Origin of the sequence: Stenotrophomonas sp. TWI602 (assembly GCF_039674045.1) — a bacterium.
Taxonomy (GTDB): domain Bacteria; phylum Pseudomonadota; class Gammaproteobacteria; order Xanthomonadales; family Xanthomonadaceae; genus Stenotrophomonas.
Genome location: NZ_JBDJMT010000008.1, coordinates 75,793 through 100,960, shown reverse-complemented (window position 1 = coordinate 100,960; position 25,168 = coordinate 75,793). Strand labels below are relative to the sequence as shown.

General features: G+C 67.4%; 22 protein-coding genes. 3 read left to right on the top strand and 19 right to left on the bottom strand.

Annotation, left to right across the window (positions count from 1 at the left end):
• Positions 1–50: 50 nt before the first annotated feature.
• From gnd to ABE483_RS10295, 7 genes are all read right to left on the bottom strand, one after another.
• Positions 51–953: a phosphogluconate dehydrogenase (NAD(+)-dependent, decarboxylating) gene (gene gnd / locus ABE483_RS10325; protein ID WP_313211600.1), complete on the bottom strand. Its 903-nt coding sequence runs from the start codon at positions 951–953 to the stop codon at positions 51–53.
• Positions 954–956: 3 nt separating this feature from the next.
• A complete protein-coding gene (locus tag ABE483_RS10320) occupies positions 957–2,237 on the bottom strand; it encodes a hypothetical protein (protein WP_346481620.1) in 1,281 nt (426 codons plus the stop codon).
• Positions 2,238–2,259: 22 nt separating this feature from the next.
• The gene (locus ABE483_RS10315; protein ID WP_313219574.1) at positions 2,260–2,892 is read right to left on the bottom strand and encodes a DUF2242 domain-containing protein; all 633 of its coding nucleotides are present in this window, start codon (positions 2,890–2,892) and stop codon (positions 2,260–2,262) included.
• 128 nt (positions 2,893–3,020) lie between these two features.
• Positions 3,021–5,198, bottom strand: a complete 2,178-nt coding sequence (locus tag ABE483_RS10310) for a carboxy terminal-processing peptidase (protein WP_313211597.1) — start codon at positions 5,196–5,198, stop codon at positions 3,021–3,023.
• A 239-nt stretch (positions 5,199–5,437) separates the two neighbouring features.
• Positions 5,438–6,451: a lipoyl synthase gene (gene lipA, locus ABE483_RS10305; protein WP_313211596.1), complete on the bottom strand. Its 1,014-nt coding sequence runs from the start codon at positions 6,449–6,451 to the stop codon at positions 5,438–5,440.
• Positions 6,452–6,469: 18 nt separating this feature from the next.
• Positions 6,470–7,177, bottom strand: coding sequence for a lipoyl(octanoyl) transferase LipB (gene lipB, locus ABE483_RS10300; RefSeq protein WP_313211595.1), 708 nt, complete (start codon positions 7,175–7,177; stop codon positions 6,470–6,472).
• Complete coding sequence (locus ABE483_RS10295; RefSeq protein WP_121041243.1) at positions 7,165–7,443, bottom strand: DUF493 family protein; 279 nt, start codon at positions 7,441–7,443, stop codon at positions 7,165–7,167. The genes lipB and ABE483_RS10295 overlap by 13 nt, the downstream gene beginning before the upstream one ends.
• 193 nt (positions 7,444–7,636) lie before the next feature.
• On the opposite strand from ABE483_RS10295, the gene ABE483_RS10290 reads away from it, so the two are divergent.
• A complete protein-coding gene (locus tag ABE483_RS10290) occupies positions 7,637–8,701 on the top strand; it encodes a lipid A deacylase LpxR family protein (RefSeq protein WP_176988173.1) in 1,065 nt (354 codons plus the stop codon).
• Between the two features lie 155 nt (positions 8,702–8,856).
• Here the strand turns inward: ABE483_RS10290 and ABE483_RS10285 are convergent, their stop codons facing one another.
• The 9 genes from ABE483_RS10285 to ABE483_RS10245 all read right to left on the bottom strand — a co-directional run bounded on the left by ABE483_RS10285 (position 8,857) and on the right by ABE483_RS10245 (position 20,439).
• Positions 8,857–10,074, bottom strand: coding sequence for a D-alanyl-D-alanine carboxypeptidase family protein (locus ABE483_RS10285; protein WP_152152282.1), 1,218 nt, complete (start codon positions 10,072–10,074; stop codon positions 8,857–8,859).
• Positions 10,075–10,179: 105 nt separating this feature from the next.
• Complete coding sequence (locus tag ABE483_RS10280) at positions 10,180–11,499, bottom strand: septal ring lytic transglycosylase RlpA family protein (protein ID WP_313219571.1); 1,320 nt, start codon at positions 11,497–11,499, stop codon at positions 10,180–10,182.
• Positions 11,496–12,641 (bottom strand): lytic murein transglycosylase B, encoded by a 1,146-nt coding sequence (gene mltB, locus ABE483_RS10275; RefSeq protein WP_346463484.1) that lies wholly within the window; start codon positions 12,639–12,641, stop codon positions 11,496–11,498. Before mltB ends, ABE483_RS10280 begins: the two co-directional genes overlap by 4 nt.
• A 601-nt stretch (positions 12,642–13,242) precedes the next feature.
• Positions 13,243–14,343, bottom strand: a complete 1,101-nt coding sequence (gene rodA / locus ABE483_RS10270; protein WP_313219570.1) for a rod shape-determining protein RodA — start codon at positions 14,341–14,343, stop codon at positions 13,243–13,245.
• 166 nt (positions 14,344–14,509) lie between these two features.
• Positions 14,510–15,622: a rod shape-determining protein RodA gene (gene rodA, locus ABE483_RS10265; protein WP_313213001.1), complete on the bottom strand. Its 1,113-nt coding sequence runs from the start codon at positions 15,620–15,622 to the stop codon at positions 14,510–14,512.
• Complete coding sequence (gene mrdA / locus ABE483_RS10260; RefSeq protein WP_313212999.1) at positions 15,619–17,679, bottom strand: penicillin-binding protein 2; 2,061 nt, start codon at positions 17,677–17,679, stop codon at positions 15,619–15,621. Before mrdA ends, rodA (ABE483_RS10265) begins: the two co-directional genes overlap by 4 nt.
• 1 nt (position 17,680) lies before the next feature.
• On the bottom strand, positions 17,681–18,166 hold the full coding sequence (mreD, locus tag ABE483_RS10255) for a rod shape-determining protein MreD (protein WP_019186042.1): 486 nt from the start codon (positions 18,164–18,166) through the stop codon (positions 17,681–17,683).
• Positions 18,163–19,236, bottom strand: a complete 1,074-nt coding sequence (gene mreC, locus ABE483_RS10250; protein ID WP_346481619.1) for a rod shape-determining protein MreC — start codon at positions 19,234–19,236, stop codon at positions 18,163–18,165. The genes mreD and mreC overlap by 4 nt, the downstream gene beginning before the upstream one ends.
• 156 nt (positions 19,237–19,392) lie before the next feature.
• Positions 19,393–20,439 carry a rod shape-determining protein gene (locus tag ABE483_RS10245; RefSeq protein ID WP_019186044.1) on the bottom strand — a complete coding sequence of 349 codons (1,047 nt, stop codon included), beginning with the start codon at positions 20,437–20,439 and terminating at the stop codon, positions 19,393–19,395.
• Between the two features lie 275 nt (positions 20,440–20,714).
• Here ABE483_RS10245 and ABE483_RS10240 point away from each other — a divergent pair, with 275 nt between their 5' ends.
• Complete coding sequence (locus ABE483_RS10240; protein ID WP_346463486.1) at positions 20,715–21,653, top strand: carbohydrate kinase family protein; 939 nt, start codon at positions 20,715–20,717, stop codon at positions 21,651–21,653.
• A 219-nt stretch (positions 21,654–21,872) separates the two neighbouring features.
• Here the strand turns inward: ABE483_RS10240 and ABE483_RS10235 are convergent, their stop codons facing one another.
• From ABE483_RS10235 to ABE483_RS10225, 3 genes are all read right to left on the bottom strand, one after another.
• The gene (locus ABE483_RS10235; RefSeq protein WP_313219569.1) at positions 21,873–22,493 is read right to left on the bottom strand and encodes an HAD family hydrolase; all 621 of its coding nucleotides are present in this window, start codon (positions 22,491–22,493) and stop codon (positions 21,873–21,875) included.
• Positions 22,481–23,212: a hypothetical protein gene (locus ABE483_RS10230; RefSeq protein ID WP_313212991.1), complete on the bottom strand. Its 732-nt coding sequence runs from the start codon at positions 23,210–23,212 to the stop codon at positions 22,481–22,483. The genes ABE483_RS10235 and ABE483_RS10230 overlap by 13 nt, the downstream gene beginning before the upstream one ends.
• 94 nt (positions 23,213–23,306) lie before the next feature.
• The gene (locus ABE483_RS10225; RefSeq protein ID WP_313212989.1) at positions 23,307–24,353 is read right to left on the bottom strand and encodes an MBL fold metallo-hydrolase; all 1,047 of its coding nucleotides are present in this window, start codon (positions 24,351–24,353) and stop codon (positions 23,307–23,309) included.
• Positions 24,354–24,485: 132 nt separating this feature from the next.
• Here ABE483_RS10225 and ABE483_RS10220 point away from each other — a divergent pair, with 132 nt between their 5' ends.
• Complete coding sequence (locus ABE483_RS10220) at positions 24,486–25,106, top strand: TetR/AcrR family transcriptional regulator (RefSeq protein WP_102789389.1); 621 nt, start codon at positions 24,486–24,488, stop codon at positions 25,104–25,106.
• Positions 25,107–25,168 lie beyond the last annotated feature (62 nt).

The following is a 25,168-nucleotide window of genomic DNA, read 5'->3' as shown; positions in this document are numbered from 1 at the left end:
CAGGAATGCGGGCCGGACGATGGGGTTCGGCCGGCCCGCATCGATCCGTGTTACGTGGTCTTGATCGCGTGACCGCCGAACTCGTTGCGCATCGCCGCCAGCAGGCGGTCGCTGAAGGAATTCTTCTCGCGCGAGCGCAACCGTTCGAGCAGTGACAGCGTGATCACCGGGGCCGGCACATCCAGATCGATCGCCTCGGCGACGGTCCAACGGCCTTCGCCGGAGTCTTCGACGTACGGCGCGATGCCATCCAGCTGCGGGTTGCGGCCCAGTGCATCGGCACTGAGATCGAGCAGCCACGAACGCACCACGCTGCCGTGCTGCCAGGCCTTGGCCACCTGCGCCAGATCGAGGTTGAACCCGGTCTTGTGCTGCATCAGCGCGAAGCCTTCCGCGTAGGCCTGCATCATCCCGTACTCGATGCCGTTGTGGACCATCTTGCAGAAGTGCCCTGCCCCGCTCGGCCCCACATGCGCCCAGCCACGGTCCTCGCCCGGCGCCAGGGTGCGGAAGATCGCCCCGATCCGTTCGACCGCCGCCGTGTCACCGCCGATCATCAGGCTGTAGCCCTCCTGCAGGCCCCACACGCCGCCGCTGGTGCCACAATCGATGTAGGTCACGTCCTCGCCCTGCAGCTGTTCGCTGCGGCGCATGGAGTCCTTGTAGTACGAGTTGCCACCGTCGATCACCACATCGCCCTCGGACAGATGCGGCGAGAGTGATGCCAGGGTCTGGTCGACCACGCCGGCCGGCACCATCAGCCACACCACGCGCGGGACCGGCAGCGCGGCGAGCGTCTCGGCGATCGAGGCACTGACCTCGAACCCACGCGCGGCCGCCGCGCTGCGGGCGGCCTCACCCGGATCGACGCCGATCACGTGGTGGCCGCCACGGTGCAGCCGCTCGGCCATGTTCGCGCCCATGCGGCCCAGCCCGATCATTGCAATATCCATGAATCACCTTTGCTCTGTTGTCGTGTTGTCTTGCGGGAACGCTGACGGCGGGGAATCGCACTGGCGAAGGCGTGCGTCGATCCAGCGCCGATACAGCGTGGTATGCAGGTTGTGCAGCCCCAGTTCGATCGCGAACGGTGTACGCGGATTGCGATCGAGCAGGCGTGCGATGTGGTACCCGATAGGACGTATACCCCGAGGATGCACGTAAATCAGGAACCCCTGGTAGAACGGATCGTCCAGCAAGGCATCCAGTTCCTTCAGCAGCGGTTGCTGCTCGGCCGGTACCTCGCGCCGCCAGATCGGATCGCGCTCGATCAGCAGCCGCTCGAACCGGCGCGGCCCCGGGCCCGGCATGCGCTGGGCCAGCGCCCAGATGCGCCGGTTGATCTGGTCGTAGTAGGCAAAGCCCTCGTGCTCGCGCAGCGCGCGTGCCGCCGCATCGCTGACATCGACCACTACGAAGTTCTCGGCCTGGTTGTTGATGTCGTCCAGGTACTTCCGCTCGAACACGTGCTCGATGAAACCGGGCGTGCCGACGAAGGCCTGCCGCCCGCGCAGGGCGGTCTGCTTCGCATTGCCATCGGCCAGGAACTCACCGGCGTGCCGGCCGAGCAGGATGCTGTCGGTCTCGTGCAGGGTCAGGAAGGTGCCGATGGAGAGCTCATCGGCCGAGAACTCGCGATCGAACGCGGCATCGCCGTACAGCTCGCGCTGGGTCGCCAACTGCGCGACCTGGCGGCCGACCCCGCATTCGGCCCGTACGCGGCCCTCGTAGAAGGTCTGCAGTGCCGCGCTGTTGGCCTCGGCCGGCTGATAGCCGCGACCGAAGCTGCGGAAGCGCTCCCAGCCCTTGGCCTGCGCGCCGCCTGCACCGAAACCGATCCAGCCCAGCTGCAGTGCCGAGAAGCGGAAGCCATCGTTGTCCTGCAGCGCGGTCGTCGCGCGGCGCGTGGCGGCGCCAAGCTGGAAGGCATACGCGCAGACCGTGGCCGGGTCATCGAACAATGTGGGCAGCCAGGCCTGCCGCTGCGCCGCCGACCACTGGCGCGGCAGCTGCACACGCAGGTCGCCGGAGCTCTGGGCCTGGCGCAGATCGGCACGTTCGCAGACCGGACCACCGTGCACGACCGGCGCGGCGATATCAGCGGCGTCGACCTGCCAGCCGAGATCCTCGAGCACGCCCTGCGCGCAGGAGGCGGCGCTCCACGCGCTGGTCGCCGGGATCAGCCCCAGCAGCGCGGCGAGCGCACAGCGATGCCAGCGCCGCGATCCTGCTGCCATGACCTGCCCCACCCCCGCCCGATCAGCGCAGCGATGCCGGGGTATCGCTCACCACCTCGGCAGGCGCCGACTCGACGGCCGTGGCAGGCGCCGCTGCCGGTGCTGCGGCCGCCGGCGGCGTCGGCTCGGGCACGGCCGCGGCCGGCAGGTACTGCTGCAGGCGCTCGAAGAAGCGGCGGTAGAAGGTGGCGTCCTGCACGGTGCTGCTGGCCACTTTCACCAGGGAGTCGTCGTTGCTGCCGAACGGCAGCGACACCGAGCCCAGTGCGCCCACGCCGACGCTGGCCGAGGTCGGGCTCTTCTTGAGTGCGTAGCGGTCCTGCACCGCACTGACGAACACCAGCGCCTGGTCGCCGCGCGGCGCACAGGAGATGCGCAGCACCAGTTGCTCGTGTTCTTCATCCTTGGGCTGGAAGTTCTTGTTGCCCTCCACGGCGTCATCGCCGGCGCGGGCGATCGCATAGCCCTGGCTGAGCAGGGTGCGGCGCGCGGCCTCGCAGGCCTGGGCCGGCGGGCCGGGCACGGTGCGCGAATAGGTATCGCCGGAGTCGAAGGACTCGCGGATCAGCGTGCTGTCAGCGGCGCGGCCGCCACAGGCGGTCAAGGCGGCGACCGCCGCCAGCAGCGGGATCGAACGTACACGACGAAAGCGCATGGCCGCTCCTGCGGAAATCCAGCCTGCAAGGATAGACCTGCGCACGTTGGCAGGAGGTGGAAATGCACAGGCCGCCCCGAAGGGCGGCCTGTGGAGTTGTCACCGGTTCAGCTGGGCTGCCGCGGCGGTCAGTCCGCCCAGCGGCCGACACCGGTCGACTGCGGCAGCACCTGGGCCGACAGCGGGCGGTCGGCCTCCAACAGGTTGACCGCATCGGCCAGGATCGCGGCCGACTCGCGCAGCAGCGGATCCGGACGCTTTTCGGCCGCCTTCTCACGCGCGGCATCCTTGACGATATCGCGCTCGTTGCCGGTCAGGCCGTCGTCATTGCTGTCATCGGCCAACGGATCCAGATCCAGACCCAGTTCCTTGCGGATGGCCTGGCGGTCGGTGCGTTGCTTGTCCTGCTTCTCACGCTCGGCGCGGCGCTCGGCCTCGTTGAGCGAGATGTACTTCTTGGCCTTCTCGGCGCGGAACTGCTCGACATCCTCGTTCCACCACTGGAACTCCTTGTCGGCAGCGATGCGCGTGTCGTGGCGGCTCTCCAGCTTGGGCAGCAGCGGGCCGAAGTTGCCGTACTGGGTGTGCGGCACGGCGGCGATACGGGTCCACGGCAGAGCGTTGTCGTAGGTGCTTTCGCCGTACTCGCTGGCGTCCACACTGGCCGGGAAGGCCAGATCCGGCACCACGCCCTTGTGCTGGGTGCTGCTGCCGCTGACGCGGAAGAACTGGGCGATGGTCAGCTTGACCTGGCCGAAGCGCTGGGTCTCGCCACTGGGCCAACGGTCGAGGTCGACGATGTTCTGCACGGTGCCCTTGCCGAAGGTGGTCTCACCGATCACCAGGCCACGGCCGTAATCCTGGATGGCGCCGGCGAAGATTTCCGACGCCGAAGCCGAGCCGCGGTTGATCAGCACGGCCAGCGGGCCGTCCCACGCCACCACTTCACTGCGGTCGCTGTTGACGGTGACGCGGCCACCGGACTCGCGCACCTGGACCACCGGGCCCTGTTCGATGAACAGACCGGTCAGTTCGATCGCTTCATCCAGCGAGCCACCGCCGTTGTTGCGCAGGTCCAGCACCACGCCATCGAGCTTGTCGGCCTTGAAGCCGGCCAGCAGCTTGGCCACGTCGCGGGTCGCAGAGGCATAGTCGGCGGCGTTGCGGCGGCGGCCTTCGAAGTCCTGGTAGAAGGTGGGCAACTTGATCACGCCGACCTTGCGGGCCGGCTCCCCATCCTTGGCCGGGATGGTCAGGGTCTCGCCCTTGGCGGCCTGTTCGGCCAGACGCACCTTCTGGCGGGTCAGCACCAGGGTGTGGTGCTTGCCGTCGACGCCCTCTTCGGCCGGAATGAACTCCAGGCGGACCTGGGTATCGCTCTTGCCGCGGATCTTGGCCACCACATCATCGATGCGCCAGCCGATCACGTCTTCCAGCGGACCGGACTTGCCCTGGCCCACGCCGACGATGCGGTCGCCCGGCTTCAGCGTGCCGTTGACCGCGGCCGGGCCACCGGCGATGACCTCGCGGATCACCACCATGTCGTCCTGGCGCTGCAGCTGCGCGCCGATGCCTTCCAGCGACAGCGACATCGCCTGGTTGAAGTTCTCGGCGGTGCGCGGGGTGAAGTAATCGGTGTGCGGATCCACGGCGCTGGTGTAGGCGTTGAGGAAGAACTGGAACACGTCCTCGCCCTTGAGCTCATTGACCGACTTTTCCAGCGTGGCATAACGCTTGTCCAGCGTCTTGCGGATCTCGGCCGGCTGCTTGCCGGCCAGCTTCAGGCGCAGCCAATCGTTCTTGACCGACTTGCGCCACAGATCGTCCAGTTCGGCGCTGCTCGCGGCCCACGGCACGTCCTTGCGGTCGTACTCGAACTTTTCATCGGTGCTGAAATCGAAATCGGTCTTGAGCAGCTTGCGCGCATAGCCGACACGCTCACCCACGCGCTGCTTGTAGACCGCGAACACCTGGAACGCCGGTTCCAGCTCGCCGCCGCGGATGGCGGTGGCGATGTTGGCCTCGAACGGGGCGAAGCGGGTGATGTCGGCCTGGGTGAAGAACTGCTTGCTGCTGTCGAGCGACTCCAGGTAGCGCTTGAAGACGTCCTTGGAGGTCGCCGCATCGAGTGCGCGCGGCCGGTAGGCGTATCGGCTGTCCGAGAGCAGTCCGTAGACCAGCTTGGAGGTGGTCACCTGGTCGGCCGTGGCAGCCGAAGGCAGCGCGGGCGAATCGGCGTAGGCGGCCAGTGCCATCGGCGCGGTGAGCGCCAGGGCCATCAGGAATGCGGGGGCTTTGAATTTCATGGACTAGCTCGTGGCACCTTGCCAAGGGAGAGACTGCGTGCATTACAGACACCACGACAGTGCCGAAAGTTGCCGCGTTTGTCACCGGGGCCTTCAGCCTACCGAGGCCGTTGGAGAAATTTGTGAATACCGGGGAGAACGGCGGGCAGGCACAGGCCTGCGGCCATCCGCGGTTCAGGGCCGCGGCCGGGGAAAGACGAGTGGGGATTGGCAGAACGGGCCCCGAAGGGCCCGCGGGATCAACCGGCGACGCCGGCGTCGGCCGCCTGGCGGTCGGCATGGTAGGACGAACGCACCATCGGCCCGGAAGCGACGTGGCTGAAGCCCAGCGCATTGCCGTACTCCTCCAGCGCCTTGTACTCCTCGGGGGTCCAGTAACGCAGCACCGGGTGGTGATGCGCGGTCGGCTGCAGGTACTGGCCGATCGTGATCATGTCCACGTCGTGCTCGCGCAGGTCGCGCAGCGTGGCCTGCACCTGCTCCAGGGTCTCGCCGAGGCCGAGCATGATGCCGGACTTGGTGGCGATCTCCGGGTGCTGGGCCTTGAACTTCTTGAGCAGGGTCAGCGACCACTGGTAATCCGCGCCCGGGCGCACGTTGCGGTACAGGTCCGGCACGGTTTCGATGTTGTGGTTGAACACATCCGGCGGGTTGGTCGCCAGGATCTCCAGCGCGCGCTCCATGCGGCCCTTGCCACGGAAATCCGGGGTCAGCACTTCGATCTTGGTCTTGGGCGACCTGGCACGGATGGCACCGATGCAGTCGGCGAAGTGCTGGGCACCGCCGTCGCGCAGGTCATCGCGATCGACGCTGGTCACCACCACATACTTCAGGCCCATGTCGGCCACGGTCTGGGACAGGCTGGCCGGTTCATTGGCGTCCGGCGGCTTGGGCCGGCCGTGGGCGACGTCGCAGAACGAGCAACGACGGGTGCAGACCTCGCCGAGGATCATGAAGGTCGCGGTGCCGTGGCTGAAGCACTCGTGGATGTTGGGGCAGCTGGCTTCCTCGCAGACCGTGACCAGGCGGTTCTCACGCAGCTTGGCCTTGAGGTTCTGCACGGCGTTGCCGGAGGGAATCCGCACGCGGATCCACGACGGCTTGCGCAGCACCGGCACGTCGGCGAACTGCACCGGCGAGCGGCCGATCTTGTCACCGCCGATCTGTTTGACGCCCGTCTGCAACGGGGCGGCGGACGGCGTGTCGCCCTGCACAACCTGCAGGGGAATGAGGCGAGCGGTGGTTTCAGTCATGGCCTTGGTCGGCGGCGTTCACGCCGCGTCAGTCAAATCGGGTAGTTCAGCGGCCGGCTCGAGGTCCAGGCCGAACTGGCGGGCCAGATGGCCCAGCAGCACCGGCGTGACGGCCGCCATGCCGGACGGTCCCCCCAAGTCTACCACCGAGGTCACCTGCAGCCCTTGATAGCCACAGGGGTTGATCCGGCGGAACGGTTCCAGGTCCATGGCCACATTGAAGGACAGGCCATGGAAAGTGCAGCCACGGCGGACGCGGATGCCGAGCGCGGCCACCTTGGCCCCGCCCACGTAGACCCCGGGCGCGCCATCCAGGCGCTCGGCGCCGATGTTCCAGTCGCCCAGGGTGTCGATGATGGCCTGTTCGATCCGGCACACGTAGTCGCGCACGCCGATCCCCAGTCGCCGCAACTGCAGCAGCGGGTAGATCACCAGCTGGCCGGGGCCGTGGTAGGTCACCTGGCCGCCACGGTCGACATGCAGAACGGGAATATCGCCCGGGGCGAGCACGTGCTCGTCCTTGCCGGCCTGGCCCAGGGTGAACACCGGGTCGTGCTCGACCACCCACAGTTCATCGCGGGTGGCATCGGTGCGGGCATCGGTGAAACGCTGCATGGCGTGCCAGACCGGGGCATAGGGCTGGCGGCCGAGGTCACGCACGAGGGCCGGTTGCGGCGCCCGGTCGCCCGGGGCCGCGGCAGTGGCGCAGCTGGCTACAGCGTCCACTTCACTTCCGGGTGGTCGCGCAGCGCGTTGTGGGCGGCATCGTACTGTTCGCGGTTGTCGGCCTTGAACACCAGTCGCACGGACACGTACTTGCCGTTGGACGAGTGTTTCCAGCTGACCCGTTCGGTCAGCACTTCCAGGCCGGCGAGCTCGAGCAGGCGCGGCAGTTCGCGTTCCAGGTCGTTGCCGGCCGCGCCCATGGCGCTGAGTTCGAACTGGCCGGGGAACTGGAAGCCGTGGTCGGGGTTGTCAGACTTGATCTCCATGACCCGGATTATGGGGATGCCCGCGCCCGAACCCAAGCACTGCTTGATCGTGCGCACAGCGGTACCGAACGGCACGTGAAAACGCCTGTATCGCCACTGATACGCAGCAGTGCGTGCGCAGCCCTGTTCACAGGATCACGCTCTGACTACGCTGTACCAGCTTAAGAAAGAATAAATCCCTGTCTGGTATCCCATGTCCTTGAAGCCCTTCGCGCTGCCGGCCGCGCTTGCCGGTGTCCTCGCCCTGGCGGCGCCTGCCGCCCAGGCTGCCTCCCAATGCGGGCCCGATGCGATGCGCGAGCATCCGCCGCAGGTCAATTTCCGCGTTGACAACGATCTGTTCGGCGGCAAGGACCAGGATCAGGGCTATACCAACGGGGCCCAGATCACCTTCGTGTCGCCGAATCTGGTCGACTACACCGACGACCCATGCCTGCCGCGCCTGGCGCGCTGGGTCAACAGCCACCTGGAGCGGCTGCACCCGGGCGAGTTCGAACAGCAGAACATGATCTTCAGCCTGGCCCAGGGAATTTTCACCCCGACCGATTTCACCCGGAAGGACCTGATCGAAGATGACCGCCCGTATGCGGGCGTGCTGATCGGCAGCTTCGGGTACAACGCGCGCCGCGGCGACCGGCTGCAGACAACGCAGCTGGCGTTGGGCGTGGTCGGGCCCTGGGCACAGGGCGAAGAAGTGCAGAACGCGGTGCACGAGCTGCTGGGCGATGAGAAGTTCCAGGGCTGGGACAACCAGCTGCACAACGAGCCGGTGTTCATGCTGACCCACGAGCGGATGCGCCGGTGGCCGGCCGATGCCACGGAGAACCTGGGCGGCTGGGGCTGGGATGCGATCAGCCATTACGGTGGCGCGGTGGGCAACCTGGCCACGCACCTCAATGCCGGTGGCGAAGTGCGCTTCGGCTGGAAGCTGCCGGACGATTTCGGCAGTACCCCCCTGCGCCCGGCCGGTGAGAACACGGCGCCGACGCGCGGTGGCAAGCCGAGCGGGTGGTCGTGGCATCTGTTCGCCACGACCGATGCGGCGTGGGTGATCCGCGATATCACGCTGGACGGCAACACGTTCCGCAACAGCCACAGTGTCGACAAGCGACATGTGGTCGGCCAGGCCGGGTACGGGCTGGCGGTGATGCGTGGGCGCTGGAAGTTCGCGCTGGCGCGCTACCACAGCACGCGCGAGTTCGATGGGCAGCGCGAGGCGCCGGTGTTTGGCAGCTTCACGATCAGCCGGTCGCTGTAAGTGCGAGGAGCCGGCCAGCGGCCGGCACTACCCGGATCCGCACCGGTTCACGTGGTAGCTGCCGACCATTGGTCGGCACACCCCCACACGGCCCATCGCCCACCCAAAAAAAAGACCGGCATGCGCCGGTCTTTTTTCACTGCGGTCGAACCGGATTACTCCGATTCCCACCACATCCAGAAGCTGTCCCACAGACGCTTGAAGAAGCCGGCTTCTTCCACGGCGGCCACGGCCACCAGCGGCGCCTGGGCGACGACCTGGTTGTCCAGCATCACCTTCAGCGTGCCGACCTGCTGGCCAGCGGTGAACGGGGCCTCGAGGGTCTTGGGAACATCGATGCTCGGCTTGAGATCGTTGTAGCGGCCGCGCGGGACGCTGACCAGCATCGGCTGGGCCACGCCCAGCTGCAGCGTGGCGGTCTTGCCCTTCCACACCTTGTGCTCGGCCACGACCTTGCCCGGCTCGTACATGCGGTGGGTTTCGAAGAAGCGGAAGCCCCAGTTGAGCAGCGCCAGGCTGTCATCGGCGCGCTGCTTTTCCGAACCGCCACCGAGGACCACCGCCACCAGACGCTGGTCGCCGCGCTGGGCCGAACTCATCAGGCAGTAGCCGGCTTCGGAGGTATGGCCGGTCTTGATGCCGTCCACGCTCTGGTCGCGCCACAGCAGCAGGTTGCGGTTGGGCTGGGTGATGTTGCCCACGGTGAATTCCTTCACCTTGTTGTAGGCGTAGGTCTCCGGGTAGTCACGCACCATCGCGCGGCCCAGCAGCGCCAGGTCATAGGCGGTGGTGTGGTGGCCCGGGGCGCTCAGACCATGGGCGTTGACGAAGTGGGAGTCCTTCATGCCGATCTTGGCGGCGTAGCTGTTCATCAGCGAGGCGAAGGCTTCTTCGCTGCCGGCGACGTGCTCGGCCAGGGCGATCGCGGCATCGTTGCCGGACTGGATCGCCATGCCCTTTTCCATGTCTTCCAGGCGCGCGGTCTGGTTGACCGGGAAGCCGCTGTAGCTGCCGTCGGTACCGGCGCCGCCCTCGCGCCAGGCGCGCTCGCTCATCATCACCTGGTCGTCGGTACGGACCTTGCCGTTCTTGACCTCGGCGGCCACGACATACGAGGTCATCACCTTGGTGATGCTGGCCGGGGCCAGTTGTTCGTGCACGTTTTCACCGGCCAGGACCTGCCCGGTGGCGTAATCCATCAGGATCCAGGCCTTGGAGACGCTGGGCTTCGGGGCCGGCGGCGTGGCCACGGTGGCCGGTGCGGCGGCGGCGGGAGCAGGCGCCGGTGCCGGGGTCGGCAAGGGGGTCTGGGCGGAAACCATGCCCACGAACAGGGTCGTGGCCATGGCAGCGGCGGCAAAGCGGAATTTCATCGGACAGCAAGCTCCTGGAGGGCGCCAAGGGGGGATGAGGGATAAGGGGCATTGTAGGCCCAAGGAGCGGCGGCACGCGCTGGCGTGCCGCGGGCAGCGGAAGGCTCAGTCCTTCACGATCTGCGGCGCCCCGAAGCCCAGACCGGCAATCCGGCCGGCAAGTTCCGAGGCACTGGCATGGTCGGGGGCCGGCACGCGCAGGCGCCACAGGGTGCGCCCGCCACTGACGATGTCACTGATGCTGGCCCCGGCGATCCCCGCCGAGGACAACTGGCCGAGCGCACGGGTGGCGTTGTCGCGGCTGGCAAAGCTGGCGACCTGCAGCAGCACGCTGCCGAGCACCTGCTGGGAGAGCGTCGCGCTGGGCGCCGGTGCCGGGCGCGCTGCAGGTGCGGCGGCGGGCAACGCGGCCACCGCGACCGGGGCGCTGTTGACGCTGGCGGCCTGGGTGGTGGCGGGCTTGCCGGTCGCCACGCGCACGCCGTTGTCGCGCATCCAGTGATCGAAGTTGTCGGCGTTGCCCGGCTTGGCCGAGTCGGCCACGCGGTAGCGGTACTGCTCGCCGGCCGGCTTGGCGGCGGCTGCCGTGGCCGTGGCGGCCGGCAGCTTGCCGACCAGGGCATCCATGTCGCTGGCGCGGCGTGCCGCGGCAGCGCTGGCCGTGGTGGCGGCCGCCGCAGCGGCGGCAACCTCGCGGCGCTCGCGACGGCTGGGCTTGTCGGCCAGCAGGTTGTCATCCCCCGGGGCCAGCGCGCGTACTTCCACGTTGCCGGTGCCGCGCTGGGTGATGCCCAGGCGCACCGCAGCGGCATAACTGAGGTCGACCACGCGGCCATCGTGGAACGGGCCACGATCGTTGACCCGCACGATCACCGATTCGCCGTTGTCCAGGTTGGTGACGCGGGCGAAGCTCGGCAACGGCAGCGTCTTGTGCGCGGCGGTGAAGGCGTACATGTCGTACACCTCGCGGTTGGAGGTCAGGCGGCCATGGAACTTGGCGCCGTAATACGAGGCCGTGCCCTTCTCGGCATAGCCGCGGGTCTTGTCCATCACCTGGTACTGCTTGCCCAGCACCACGTACGGCGATTTGTTGCCGATCGCGGAGCGCGGCAGATCGACCACTTCCGGCTCCGGGATGCAGGCCACGTTGGGGATGTAGGTGGGGGTGCTGTCATTCACGCCGGGCTTGTACAGGCCGCCGGCGCGGTAGTCACCGCGCGTGCTCGGATCTTCCGCCGCCGCCTTGTAGGGCGACCCGTCAGGACAATGCGCCGGGCGTCCGCCCTTGCCCTGCACCACCGCGCCGGACGGTTTGCTGCTGCCGGCAGTGCTGCCACCCGGTTTTTTCGGCGCACTGCTGCAGGCGGCCAGTGCCAGTATCAACAGACCCGGGATCAGCCATCTGGAGCGTGCGATCGTGTTCATGCCGGCGGCAACTCCTGTCCGGCGATGGCCTGGGACAACTGGTACACGGCCATCGCGTACATTTTCGAGAGGTTGTAGCGGGTAATGGCGTAGTAATTCTGGAAGCCCAGCCAGTACTGCTTGCCGGTGCTGCCTTCCAGCGTGATCGGGGTGGCGGTCAGGCCGGCCGCGACCGGGACGCTGGGCTGGTAACCGCGCTGGGCCAACTGGGACAAGGTCCAGGTCGGTGCCCATTCGGTCGGATTGAATTCTTCGCGACCGGCCTGCAGCGTGGCCGGCACGGCGACCGGGCCACCGCGCACCCAACCGCCCTTCTTGACGAAGTAATTGGCGATCGACGAGAAGACGTCATCGTAGCTGTTGAACAGATCGCGACGGCCATCGCCGTTGCCATCCACCGCATAGTCGAGATAGCTGGACGGCATGAACTGGCCCATGCCCATCGCGCCGGCGTAGCTGCCCTTGATCGCGGTGATGTCGAGCTTCTCGTCGCGGGTCAGCGCGAACAGGCGCGCCAACTCGTCGCGGAAGAACAGCTCACGGCGCACTTCGCGCTCCAGCTTGGCCGGATCGCCGCTGCGCGGGTATTTGAAGGCCAGCGTGTACAGCGCATCGAGCACGCGGTAACTACCGGTGTTGCCGCCGTAGCTGGTTTCCACGCCGATGATCGCCACGATCACTTCGGCCGGCACGCCGGTGCGCTGCTGCACGCGCATCAGCTCCTCGCGGTGCTGGGCGAGGAATTTCTTTCCCCCCTCGATCCGCGCCTGGCTGATGAACATCGGCCGGTATTCGTTCCACGGTTTAACCCGCTCGGCCGGGCGCGACATCGCGGCGATGATCGGATCACGGATCTGCGCCTGGGCGAGGGTTGCCTGGATCTGCGCGGCGGGAATCCCGTAGCGGGCGGCGGTGTCACGCACGAAGTTGGCGCGGGCCACCTCGAAGGGCACCGGGGTCAGATCGACCGGGGCGGCATTGGCACCGGCGGCTTCGGGGGCGGCTTCGGCGGGCCCCTTGTTGCCGGCGGCCGGCGTGACCGGGACACCCGAGGCCTGCGGCGTCGGTGAAGGAGTCTGCGGCTGGGTCGCACAAGCGACCAAACCGAGCGTGAGCATGCAGGCCAGGGAGCGTCGAATCATCGCGGCAGGTTAGCAGGTCATGGATGAATTAAAACCCCTAAGACCATGAATCTCAACGGATTGCCTGAGTTTCTTTGCGGCCGTTAAGCCCGTGTGTAGACAGGCCCTGCCTCCCCCGCCCATTCATAGTCTGACGAAGACGCCGTCGCCGTCTCGAACGCGCGGCAATGCGGCCAGGCGCATGTCCGGCTCACCGCAGCCGCCCGGCGAAGGGCCATCGAGCAACGCACGTCTCACTTTTGAGAAAGATGCAGAAGGCACAAGAGGTTCGCCGGTTGCGTCCCCATCCCCGCAGACGCAACCGGCCAAACCGGACCCGATCGGCAGCGGCGCGGCGCGCATCTCCCCAGCGCGCGCCTCGCCCTTCTGCCTGTTGGGTCAACTACTCCCCGCCAGACTCCCCATCCGCGATGCTTGGCTCAGCGCGTCGTTGTTGGCGGGCCGCCATTGTGCAGGCCGTTTACGACAAGTCCATTGATCGAGATCAAGTCACTCCATATCTGTGCGCCACTTCTCACTTTTATCTCCAGGCGTTGACAACGTTTGCACCTGAAACCGTTTTCGTGTGCTGGGCATGCGCAATCGCGGTCGCGCCGACAGCTCATGTCGCATGGACGGGCTGATGCTGCCGCGCCGCCATCACCAGCCCGAAGCTGGCCAGCAGTGAGACCGCCGAAGTGCCGCCATAACTGATCAGCGGCATTGGCACGCCCACCACCGGCAACAGGCCGGAGATCATGCCGCCGTTGACCAGCACATAGACGAAGAAGACCAGGCCGGTGGTGCCCACCAGCAGGCGCGAATAACCACAACGCGACTGGCTGGCGATCCACAGGCAGCGCGCGGTGACGAACAGGAACAGGCTGAGCACCACCGCCACGCCGACCCAGCCGAATTCCTCGGCCAGCACCGAGAAGGCGAAATCCGTGGTGTATTCGGGCAGGAAATCCAGCGTGGCCTGGGTGCCCTGCCCCCAGCCTTTGCCATGCATGCCGCCCGAGCCGATCGCGATCTTGGACTGGATGATGTTCCAGCCGGTGCCCAGCGGATCGTTCTCCGGATACAGGAAGGTCAGCACGCGATCCTTCTGGTATTGCCGCAGCAGGCCGAACCAGGCCAGCGGCGCGGCCACCGACAACCCACCCAGCGCGACGGCCATCCACCACCAGCGCAGGCCGGCCAGCAACAGCGCGAATACCCCGCTCGCGGTCACCAGCGTGGCCGTGCCCAGGTTGGGCTGCAGCAGGATCAGCACCGCCGGGCCACCGATCAGCAACGCGGCGGTCAGCACCGCGCGCGGCCGTGGTGGCAACGGCTGCTTGTGCAGGTACCAGGCCATCATCATCGGCAGACTGAGCTTGAGCAGCTCGGAAGGCTGCAGGTAGAACACGCCCAGGTTCAACCAGCGCTGGCCGTACTTGCCGGTGCCGACCACATAGACGGCCAGCAGTGGCAGCAAGGACAACGTGTAGATCCAGGGTGACCACGCGCGCAGCGTCACCACCGGCAGCCGCGACAGCCCCCACAGTGCGGCAAGCCCGGCGCCGTAGCGCATCGCCTGTGCATGCACGGGCCCGTCCACGCTGTGCAGGACGGCCAGGCCGGCCACCATCAGCAGGCACAGCGCGCCCACCAGGGGCAGATCCAGGGTGCGGAAAAAGAAATGGAACACGGCGCGTGCGCGCTGCAGTAGTTCGACCATGCGGACGACTCCTGTGGATGACGCGACGCACAGCGGGAGGCGACACGGCGAACAGAAAGCGGGCCCGTCAGGCAGGCCGGCGCGAGCGCAGGACCGTAACACGCGCGGGCGCCGCAATCCTTAGCCGATGCGTACCGCCGGGCCACGGCGCACGCATCGCGTCTGCTCAGCCGTAGCCGCCGTGCACCGGATTGTGGCGACGCACCGCCATCACCAGCCCGAAGCCGGCCAACAGCGAGACCGCCGAGGTACCGCCGTAACTGATCAACGGCATCGGCACACCGACCACCGGCAGCAGGCCGGAAATCATGCCGCCGTTGACCAGCACATAGACGAAGAACGCCAGCCCGGTCGCGCCGGCCAGCAGCCGCGAATAGGTATCGCGCGACTGCGAGGCGATCCACAGGCAACGCCCGATCACCACCAGGTACAACGCGAGCACGATCGCCACGCCGATCCAGCCGAATTCTTCGCTCAGCACCGAGAAGGCGAAATCGGTGGTCTGCTCGGGAATGAAGTTCAGGTGCGACTGCGAGCCCTGCCCCCAACCCTTGCCATCGAAGCCGCCCGAGCCGATCGCGATCTTGGACTGGATGATGTTCCAGCCGGCGCCGAGCGCATCGCTTTCCGGGTCCATGAACATCATGATGCGGTCTTTCTGGTACGGCCGCAGCAGCCAGAACCAGGCCACCGGCGCGGCCGCGGCCACACCGCCGACCGCCACACCTACCCACCACCAGGGCAGGCCGGCCAGCAGCAGCACGAACGCGCCGCTGGCAGCGATCAGCACACCGGTGCCGAAGTCCGGCTGCAGCATCACCAGCCCGGTCGGCACGCCGATGATCACCGCACTGGTCAGCACGGTGGAGAAGCGCGGCGGCAGCGGCATGCGATGCAGATACCAGGCCACCATCATCGGCAGGCTGACCTTGAGAAGCTCGGCCGGCTGCAGGTAGAACAGCTTCAGATCCAGCCACTGGCGGCCGTACTTGCCGGTGCCCAGCACGAACACGGCCAGCAGCGGGATCATGGAGACTGCGTAGATCAGCGGCGTGGCCGAACGGATGCGCAGGATCGAGATCCGCGAAATCGCCCACATCGCGCCCAGCCCAACCGCGAAGCGCGCCCCCTGGGCGAACACCAGGCCGTCACCTCCAGCGCTCTTGAGCACGGCCAGGCCCATCAACATCAGCGCGGCCAGGGCCAGGCACAGCACCCAGTCCAGCGAGCTGCTGAAGCGGACGGCCATGTCGACCGCCCAGCGCAGGAAGACCTTCATCGTGGCCGCTCCGGTGCGGTCGGGGGTGGGGTGGCACTGGGAACGGGTGCACCGGGGTCCGGCGCGGGCGCGGGCGCAGGCAGGCCCACCACCACCGGCATCAGCTCCAGCGCAGCCACGGCGGCGTCGCCCGCCTCGCGCACGGCGCCATCGCCGCCATCGAAGGCGGTGATCCCGATCGCGGTGGTGCCGCGCTCGCTGTCCAGCGGTTCCAGACCATCGGGCATTTTGCCGAGCAGCCAGGCGTCGAAAATCTTGCGTGCGATGGGCGCCGCGGCGGAGCCGCCGTAGCCGCCGCCCTCGACCGCGATCGCCACGGCGATCACCGGATGGTCGGCCGGCGCGAAACCCACGAACAGCGCGCGATGGCGCAGATGCAGTGGCAGGCTGCGCGGGTTGACCGCCGCCGTACCGCGCCGGCTGATCACCTGTGCCGTACCGGTCTTGCCCGCCATCACGTACGGCGCGCCTGCGGCCGCACGCGCGCCGCTGCCGCCGGGCTGCATGGTGCCCATCATGCCCTCGCGCACCGCCTGCAGATTGCTCGGCGTGGGGCTGATCGGCTTGCTCTCGCCCGGCGGCGTGGCCGTCCAGTCCGCATCGAAACCGGCGCGCTGCTGCATCACCAGATGCGGCTGGCGCAGCTGGCCATCGGCGATGCCGGCCACGCCGTGCACCAGCTGCAGCGGGGTGACCTTCCAGTCGCCCTGGCCGATGCTGACGTTGACCGTATCACCGGGATACCAGCGCTCTTTGCGTGCCTTGAACTTGGCCGCCGGCGAGGGCAGGATGCCGCCGATCTCGCCGGTCAGATCGATGCCGGTCGGTGCGCCGAACCCGTAGTAGCCCATGTAGTGGTCGAAGCGATCGATGCCCAGATCCAGCGCCAGCTTGTAGTAGTACGTGTTGACCGACTGGGTGATCGACTTGCGCAGATCGGTCCAGCCATGCCCGCCACGGTTGGCATCGCCCCAACCGCGGGAGGTGCCCGGCAGATAGAACATGCCGGTGGACAGGATCTTGTCTTCCGGTCTGCGCACGCCACTGTCCAGGCCGGCCAGGCCGATCAGCGGCTTGATCGTCGAGCCGGGCGCGACGCCGCCCAGCACCAGGCGGTTGAACTGCGGCCGCGAGGGGTTGTCGTTGAGCGCCTTGAAATCGGCATGCGAGATGCCGTTGACGAACAGGTTGGGGTCGTAGGACGGCAGGCTGACCATCGCCAGCACTTCGCCGGTGCGCGGGTCCATCGCCACCGCCGCCCCTTCGAACTCGCCGAAGGCGGCGACCATCGCGCGCTGCAGATCGGCATCGATGGACAGGCGCAGATCGCTGCCCGACTGCGCCGCGACCCGGCCGATGGTGCGGATCGCCCGGCCCTGCACGTTGGTCTCGACCTGCTCGTAGCCGACCTTGCCGCGCAGCTGCTGCTCGTAATAGCGCTCCAGCCCGGACTTGCCGATGTGGGTCAGCGCGGCATTGCCCTCACCCAGCATCTCCAGATCCTTGTCATCGACCCGGCCGACGTAGCCGATGATGTGCGCGAACAGATCGCCGTACGGATAGCGACGGGTCAGGTACGGCTCCAGCTCCACGCCGGGGAAGCGCCAGCGGTCCACCGCGAAGCGCGCCATCTCCTCATCGGTGACACGCAGCTTCAGGGTGACCGGCAGGAAACTGCGACGGGCCTTGCGCGACTTGTTGAAGGTCTCGATGTCTTCCGGGCTCAGCGCGAGGATCTTCGACAGGCCCGCCAGGGTGGCGTCCATGTCCTTGACCTTGTCCGGGGTGATGTCCAGGCGGAACGCCGGCACGTTCTCGGCCAGCAGCCGGCCGTTGCGGTCATAGATCATCCCGCGCCCCGGCACCACCGGCCGCGGCTTGATCCGGTTGGCCTCCGAGCGCGTGGCGTAGATGTCGTGGTCCATCACCTGCAGCTTGAAGTACCACCCCCCCAGGCCGAACAGGCACACCAGCACGCCAAGGAAGCCCAGCGCGGCACGGCGCCGGAACTGTTCTGCCTCGGCATGCGGATTCTTGGCCTGGCGGCGCATGTACATGTCAGCGCCCGCGTCGCCCGAAGCGCAGCGCGTCCAGCAGCACGAACACCAGCGGCCACAGCGCCATGCCCAGCAGCGGCGCCCACCAGTACGACCACGGCAGGGTCGGCTCGCCGACCACGATGTGCACCACCGCGCTGACGATGCGGTCGTTGAACAGCAGGCCGCCGATCGCCAGGATCTGCTGGGACATCGGGAAGAAGCGGATCCGCGCGCGGAAGCGCTGCAGGATGAAGGTCAGGATCACCAGCCGCAGCGCCTGCTCGCCGAGCACGCCGCCATAGAGCAGATCGGCGATGACGCCGCTGGCGAAGGCGATGCCCAGCCCGACCCGGTCCGGTGTCTCGATCACCCAGTACGCCAGCACCAGTGCCAGCCAGTACGGACGCAGCGGCTGCAGCAGCGCCGGCAACGGCAACAGGCCCAGCAGCAGCGCCACGACCAGACTCACCGGCAGCACCCAGGGTTTGTCGCGCAGGCGGCTCATCGTTGTTCCTCCGGCGGCGCGGCGCCGGTTTCGGGCGCGGGCGCGGGCGCAGGCGCGGCTGCGGCACGACGCGGCGTCACCGGTACCGGCGCGGACGGACCGGGCCGGTTGGCCTGCGGTGCATTGGCGGGCGCCGTCGCAGGTGCCGTGGTGGCGGGGGATGAACTCAGCGGCGCCGCAGCCGGGCCACCGGCCTCGCCCGCGTCGCGACGCAGGTTCGGCGGAATGCGGATCGCCTCGCCCGGGCGCAGCAGCAACACGTCGCGACCGCGGTCGAGCTGGGCGGCCGGCTTCAGCTCGCCAACCAGGAAGGCATGCGTGTCATCCGGCCGCAGCGCGGTGATGCTGCCGACCGGGAACCCGGCCGGGAAGCGCCCACCCAGCCCTGAGGTCACGATCTCATCGCCCACTTCCACCCCGGCACTGAGCGGAATGTCGCGCAGCTCCAGGGTGTCGCCGCGACCGTAGACGATCAGACGCACGCCGTTGCGGGCCACGGTAACCGGCACGGCATGGTCGGGGTCGGTGAGCAGCAGCACGGTCGCGCTGTTGCCGGTGGTGGCGATCACCTGGCCCATCAGGCCGCCGGCATCGATCACCGCCTGGCCGACATGCACGCCATCGCGGGTGCCGGCGGCCAGCACCAGCCGCTGGCGCACCGGGTCCAGGTCGATATCCAGGATCGGGGCGAGCTGTACGTCCAGTCCGCTGCGTTCGGCCACGTTGAGCAGCTCGCGCAGCTGGGCGTTGTCCAGCGCGGCGGTCTGCAGGCGGGTCAACCGCGCATTGGCGATCAGCAACTGGTTGCGCAGTTCGCGGTTCTCGGTGACGAGCTGGCCGTGGCTGGCGGCGTTGTCCTTGACCTGCGTGCCCAGGCGCCCCGGCAGGCCGGCCAGCGCCCATACCGGCTGCACCAGCACGTTGGCCTGCGCGCGCAGGCGCGACAGCCAGCCCGCCTGGTCATCGAGCACGATCAAGGTGATGGCCAACGCCAGGTAAGCGAGCAGGCGCAGCGGACTGGCGGCATCGCCCTGGCGGGAGGCTACGGGAGGACCGGCGTAAGGCGGCACAGGCGTCGACTGGAAATAATGTGGATGAAGCGCGCGGAACAAGAGCGCAGCGGGAACAGCATGCGACAACGCCCCGGCGAGGTGACGCCCGGCAAGCGACGCTTGCCGGAGGCATCACGCCGCAGAGGCGCGTCTACGATACACGGCCGGTACGGCTCACTCCGGCGCAAAGAACTCGTTGCCGTGCATGTCCACCAGCTCCAGCGCACGACCACCACCGCGGGCCACGCAGGTCAGCGGGTCATCGGCCACCTGCACGTGCAGGCCGGTTTCCTCGGAGATCAGGCGGTCCATGTCGCGCAGCAGGGCGCCACCACCGGTCAGCACGATGCCGCGCTCGGCGACGTCGGCACACAGTTCCGGCGGGGTCTGTTCCAGCGCCAGCTTGACCGCGCTGACGATGCCCGAGAGCGGCTCATGCAGGGCTTCAAGCACTTCGTTGGAGTTGATCTTGATCATCTTCGGCACGCCCTCGGCGAGGTTGCGGCCGGAGATTTCCATCTCGATCACTTCCGCCTGCGGGTAGGCGCAGCCCAGCTCGACCTTGATCCGCTCGGCGGTCGCTTCACCGATCAGCATGCCGTGGTTGCGGCGCACGTAGTTGGTGATCGATTCGTCGAAGCGGTCGCCGCCGATACGCACGGAGGCCGAGTAGACGATGCCGTTGAGGGAGATCACGGCCACTTCGGTGGTGCCGCCGCCGATGTCGATGACCATCGAGCCGCGCGCCTCGGTGACCGGCATGCCGGCGCCGATCGCAGCGGCCATGGGCTCTTCGATCAGGAACACATCACGCGCACCGGCCTCTTCGGCCGATTCCTTGATCGCGCGGCGCTCGACCTGGGTCGAGCCGGCCGGCACGCAGACCAGCACGCGCGGGCTCGGGCGCAGGAAGCGCGACTTGTGGACCTTCTTGATGAAGTGCTTGAGCATCGCCTCGGTGTAGGTGAAGTCGGCGATGACGCCATCCTTCATCGGGCGGATGGTGGTGATATGACCCGGGGTACGGCCCAGCATCTGCTTGGCCTCGGCGCCCACGGCAGCCACGGAACGGGTACCACCGATGGCACGGTCCTGGCGCACGGCCACGACCGACGGCTCGTTCAGCACGATCCCCTGCCCACGCACGTAGATGAGGGTGTTGGCCGTGCCCAGGTCGATGGACAGGTCATTGGAGAACATGCCACGCAGTTTCTTGAACATCTGGGAGTTGATCCTGAGGGGTGTCGCGCCCAACGCGGGATGGCGAAAAAATGGGCAGAATTCGAGGCCGACAAGCCTAGCAATCCCCCTGTGCGCGAGCAAGGACAAATCTGGCCGAAAGCCAGCCTTCACGGCCATTCAGGCCAATCCGGACAGCCCGGGTTCTGGCCCAAAGCCGCCCTACCCGTTAACCTTTGCGCCGCAGGGCGCCGCAGGGCGCCGTTTCGTTGCCCGCCCAACGGGCCTCAAACCCCCTTCCGCATAGGCCTTACTCGATGTCCGCTTTGATCTGTGGTTCTCTTGCCTTCGACACCATCATGGTGTTCCCGGACCAGTTCAAGAATCACATCCTGCCGGACAAGGTGCACATCCTGAATGTGTCGTTCCTGGTGCCGCGCATGCGTCGTGAATTCGGCGGTTGCGCCGGCAACATCGCCTACAACCTGTACCTGCTGGGTGGCGAGCCGATCCCGATGGGCACGGTGGGTTCGGATTTCGGCCCGTACCGCGAGTACTTCCAGGGCCTGGGCATCGACCTGAGCCGGGTCAAGGTGATCGATGAGCTGTTCACCCCGCAGGCGTTCATCACCACCGATCACGACAACAACCAGATCACCGCCTTCCACCCGGGCGCGATGATGCGGTCCTACGAGAACCACGTGAAAGACGTGCCGGGCGTGACCCTGGGCCTGGTCGGCCCGGATGGGCGCGAGGGCATGATCCAGAACTCGCAGGAATTCTTCGAGGCCGGCGTGCCGTTCATCTTCGACCCGGGCCAGGCCATGCCGCTGTTCAACGGCCCGGAGCTGCGCACCTTCATCGAGCAGGCCGACTACGTCGTCGTCAACGACTACGAGTCCAACCTGCTGCAGGAGCGCACCGGCTGGGATGAACAGGCGATCGTGAGCCGGGTCAAGGCCTACATCACCACCCGTGGCCCCAAGGGCGCCGTCATCCACACCCCGGAAAAGACCTATGACATCCCGCCGGCGCACGAGCGCCGCGTGGTCGATCCGACCGGCTGCGGCGATGCGTTCCGCGCCGGCCTGATCTACGGCATCGAGAAGGGCTACGACTGGCTGACCATCGGCCGCATGGGCAACCTGATGGGCGCGCTGAAGGTCGAGCACCCGGGCACCCAGAACCAGCGCTTCACGTTCGATGAGTTCAATGAGCAGTTCAAGCAGCAGTTTGGTTACGCGTTGAACGTTTGATCGCAGTGCGATCAAACGCGGCCCACGATTCGCCGTAGCGAATCGCGGGTCCCAATTGCATGCCACCTTATCCCCCCGCCTTCGGCGCGCCCCCTTGAACATCAAGGGGGCTCTCCACCAGACGGGAATCAGGGGGGGATGAGGGTAGAGCCAGGCCATGCCTGGCTGCTTTCCGGGTCCACCGCCTGCCGATCATGGGCAGGAACTTGTCCGGCGCGGTCAGGCCGACATCTGGTTGCCTTCCCATGCCGCCAGCACCTGCCCGCAATCGGCCAGGTGCCAGCAGGCCATGCCCGGCCAGGGGTTGTCCGGGGTGTTGACCAGCACGGTGCGGGTGCCGGCGGCACGGCCGCATTCCAGGTCGAAGCGGTAGTCGCCGACCATCACCACCTGGGCAGGATCCACCTGCCAACGCTCAACGAAATAGCGCAGGCCCGCCGGTGACGGTTTGGGCTCGGCTTCGTCGCGGCCGATGATGTCCTCTCGGGCGAACACGTCCCCGACACCGATCGCCTGCAGGGTCACCTCGGCGAGTTCGCGTGCGTTGCGGGTCAGGATGCCCAGCCGGCAGCCCGCAGCGTGCAGCGCGCGGATCAGGGCGACGGCGCCGGGGGCGGGCTGCGCCGCCCCGGCCAGCGCACGTTCGTGTGCGAGCAACCACGCATGCTTGGCCGCGGCCTCCTCGGCCGGCAGCGCGGCCAGATGGGTGAGGATGTCGTCGTCCGGGGGAATCGCAAGGTCACGTTTGATGCGCTGGAAATCGTGCACCGCCACGGTCAGCGTACCGTCCATGTCGAACACCCAGTGACGGATCGCCGGCAGGCCGCTCACTTCCACCACTGCGGCATGCGGCTGGCATCCACACCACCGGTTTCGAACACGGCCGTGCGCGTACCACCGGCCTTGACCGGGAACTCGATGCTGATCACCTTGGCCTTGCGCGCCAGGTTCCACAGCGCTTTCTGGTCGGTGATGAACATCGCGATCGCTTCATCGGTATCCGGCCGCCAGGCGGCCATGGACACCGGCTTGCCATCGTCGACGGTCACCTTGACCTGGCACTTCGGGCAGCGGAAATCGCCGGCCTGCAGCACGAGGTACGCATGGCGCTTCCATTCGGGATGATCGCGGAACACGAGCTGCACCGGCTTGGCACCGCTGCCATCCACGTCCACGCGCTCCTTGCTGTAGATCTGCGCCGAGGACTGGATGCCCTTGGTGCCCACCGGGATCTGGTTGTACTGCCACAGGGCCTGCAGACGGCGCGTCTCGCGCGCGGCCTCGGCCTTGGCCTTGACCTCGGCATAGCCCGGTTCGATCCGGGCGGCGACGTCGGTGTCCTTGTACTGGTCCAGCAGCGAGCCACCGTGGATGCGGGCACGCTCCCAATCCTGCGCGGCGACCGCCATGTCGTACTGCTTGGCTACGCCTTCGGCCTTTTCTTCCTGCTGCGCCTTGGCGGCAGCCGCGGCGGCTTCCTGCGCCTGGCGCTCGGCCTCGGGGTTGCTGCAGGCCGCCAGCGCGAAGGCGCAGGCCGCTACCAGGATCAGTCGTTTCATTGCGTGCTCCGTGTTGGACGATGACGCGCCGGGCGCCTGAGCCTACTTTATCGCCAAGCGCGTCATGCCGGTGCGGAGCCGCACGGTGCCGATCTCACTTCGTTGTCGGCTGTCCTTCGCGCCACCACTGGGTCGACGGTGCCGGCCTGCGGATATCCAGGCGTTCGCCCATGTGCGGCGCGGTCAGCGCCACGTCCTGTTCCTGCGCCAGCGCGGTGATGCGTTCGAACGGTTCGGTCCACGGATGCAACGCGAGGTCGAAGGTACCGTTGTGGATCGGCATCATTACCTTGCCACGCACGTCCAGATGCGCCTGCAGGCTCTGTTCGGGCTGCATGTGCACATCCGGCCACTGCGCATCGTAGGCACCGGTCTCGATCATGGTCAGGTCGAACGGGCCGTAGCGCTCGCCGATGCGGGCAAAGCCGTCGAAGTAGCCGGTGTCGCCGCTGAAGAAGATCCGGGTACGCCCGGTGTCGATCACCCACGACGCCCACAGCGTGCGGTTGCCGTCGGCGAGGGTGCGGCCGGAGAAGTGCTGGGCCGGGGTCGCGACGATTTTCAGGCCCTCCACGCGGGTGTCCTGCCACCAGTCCAGCTGCACGACCTTCGCGGCCGGTACGCCCCACCCGATCAGGCGGTCGCCAACGCCGAGCGCGGTGACGAAGTGCTGCACCTTGGGCGCGAGCGCGAGGATGGCATCGTGGTCGAGGTGATCGTAGTGGTCGTGGGAGATGATCACGCCGGTGATGGGCGGCAGTTCGGCGATGGTGAGCGGCGGCGCATGGAAGCGCTTGGGGCCCATGAACGACATCGGCGAGGCACGTTCGGCGAAGACCGGGTCGGTCAGCCAGAAATGGCCGTCCAGCTTCATCAGCATCGTCGAGTGACCCAGTCGCCACAGGCTGTCGTCGGGCGCGTCGAGCAGGGCCTGGCGGCTCAGCGCCTGCACCGGAATCGGGGCCAGCGGAGTGGCGTCGGCGGGCTTTTCGAACAGCATTTTCCACATCACGCCCAGCGTGCCGACGAAGCCCAGCGCGCTCTTGCCTGCGGGATTGTGGAAGTGCCCGTCGCCGAATTGCGGCGACTGGTCATAGGCGGCCGCCGGGCGGGCACCGCAGGTCAACAGGCCAATGGACATGGCGATCAACACCGTCAGAAGGAGGAGGAATCGAGGCAGGCGACGTTTCATGCGGGGCTTGCCCTGGAAAGTACACCGGCGAGTTTACTTGCCTTTTCCGAAAAGTAAACTGAACGGTGTAAAATAATCCGCATGACCGCCCCCGACCGTCCCAGCCGCCTCACCGACCGTAAACGCGAGGCCATCCTCCGCGCCGCGGTGGCCGAGTTCCGCGAATTCGGCTTTGCCGGCACCAGCATGGATCGCATCGCGGCCACGGCCGAGGTGTCCAAGCGCACCGTGTACAACCACTTCGCCAGCAAGGACGAGTTGTTCACCGCCATCCTGTGGCAGCTGTTCGAGGCCAGCCAGGCGCTGGCTGTCGTGCCCTACGACCCGGCACGGCCGCTGCGCGATCAACTGTTGCTGTTCGCGGCGCGCAAGATGCACCTGCTCGACGACCCAGGCTTCATCGATCTGTCCCGGGTCGCGATGGCCGAACTGGTCCATGCCCCCGAGCGCGCGCGCGCGATGATGGACAAGCTGGCCGAGAAGGAAGAAGGCCTGACCGGCTGGATCCGCGCGGCCCAGGCCGATGGCCGGCTGCGCACGGACATGCCGCCGGCCGAGGCCGCGCACCAGTTGCAGGCGATGCTCAAGGCCTTTGCGTTCTGGCCGCAGATCACCTTCGGGCAGCCACCGCTCACGCCGGCACAGCAGCAGCAGGTGATGCACGACTGCGTGGACATGTTCCTGGCGGTCCGCGCGGTGTGAGCGCCGGCGCCCAGGCATAAAAAAACGGCGGGTTTCCCCGCCGTTTTTCGTTCAACCGATGC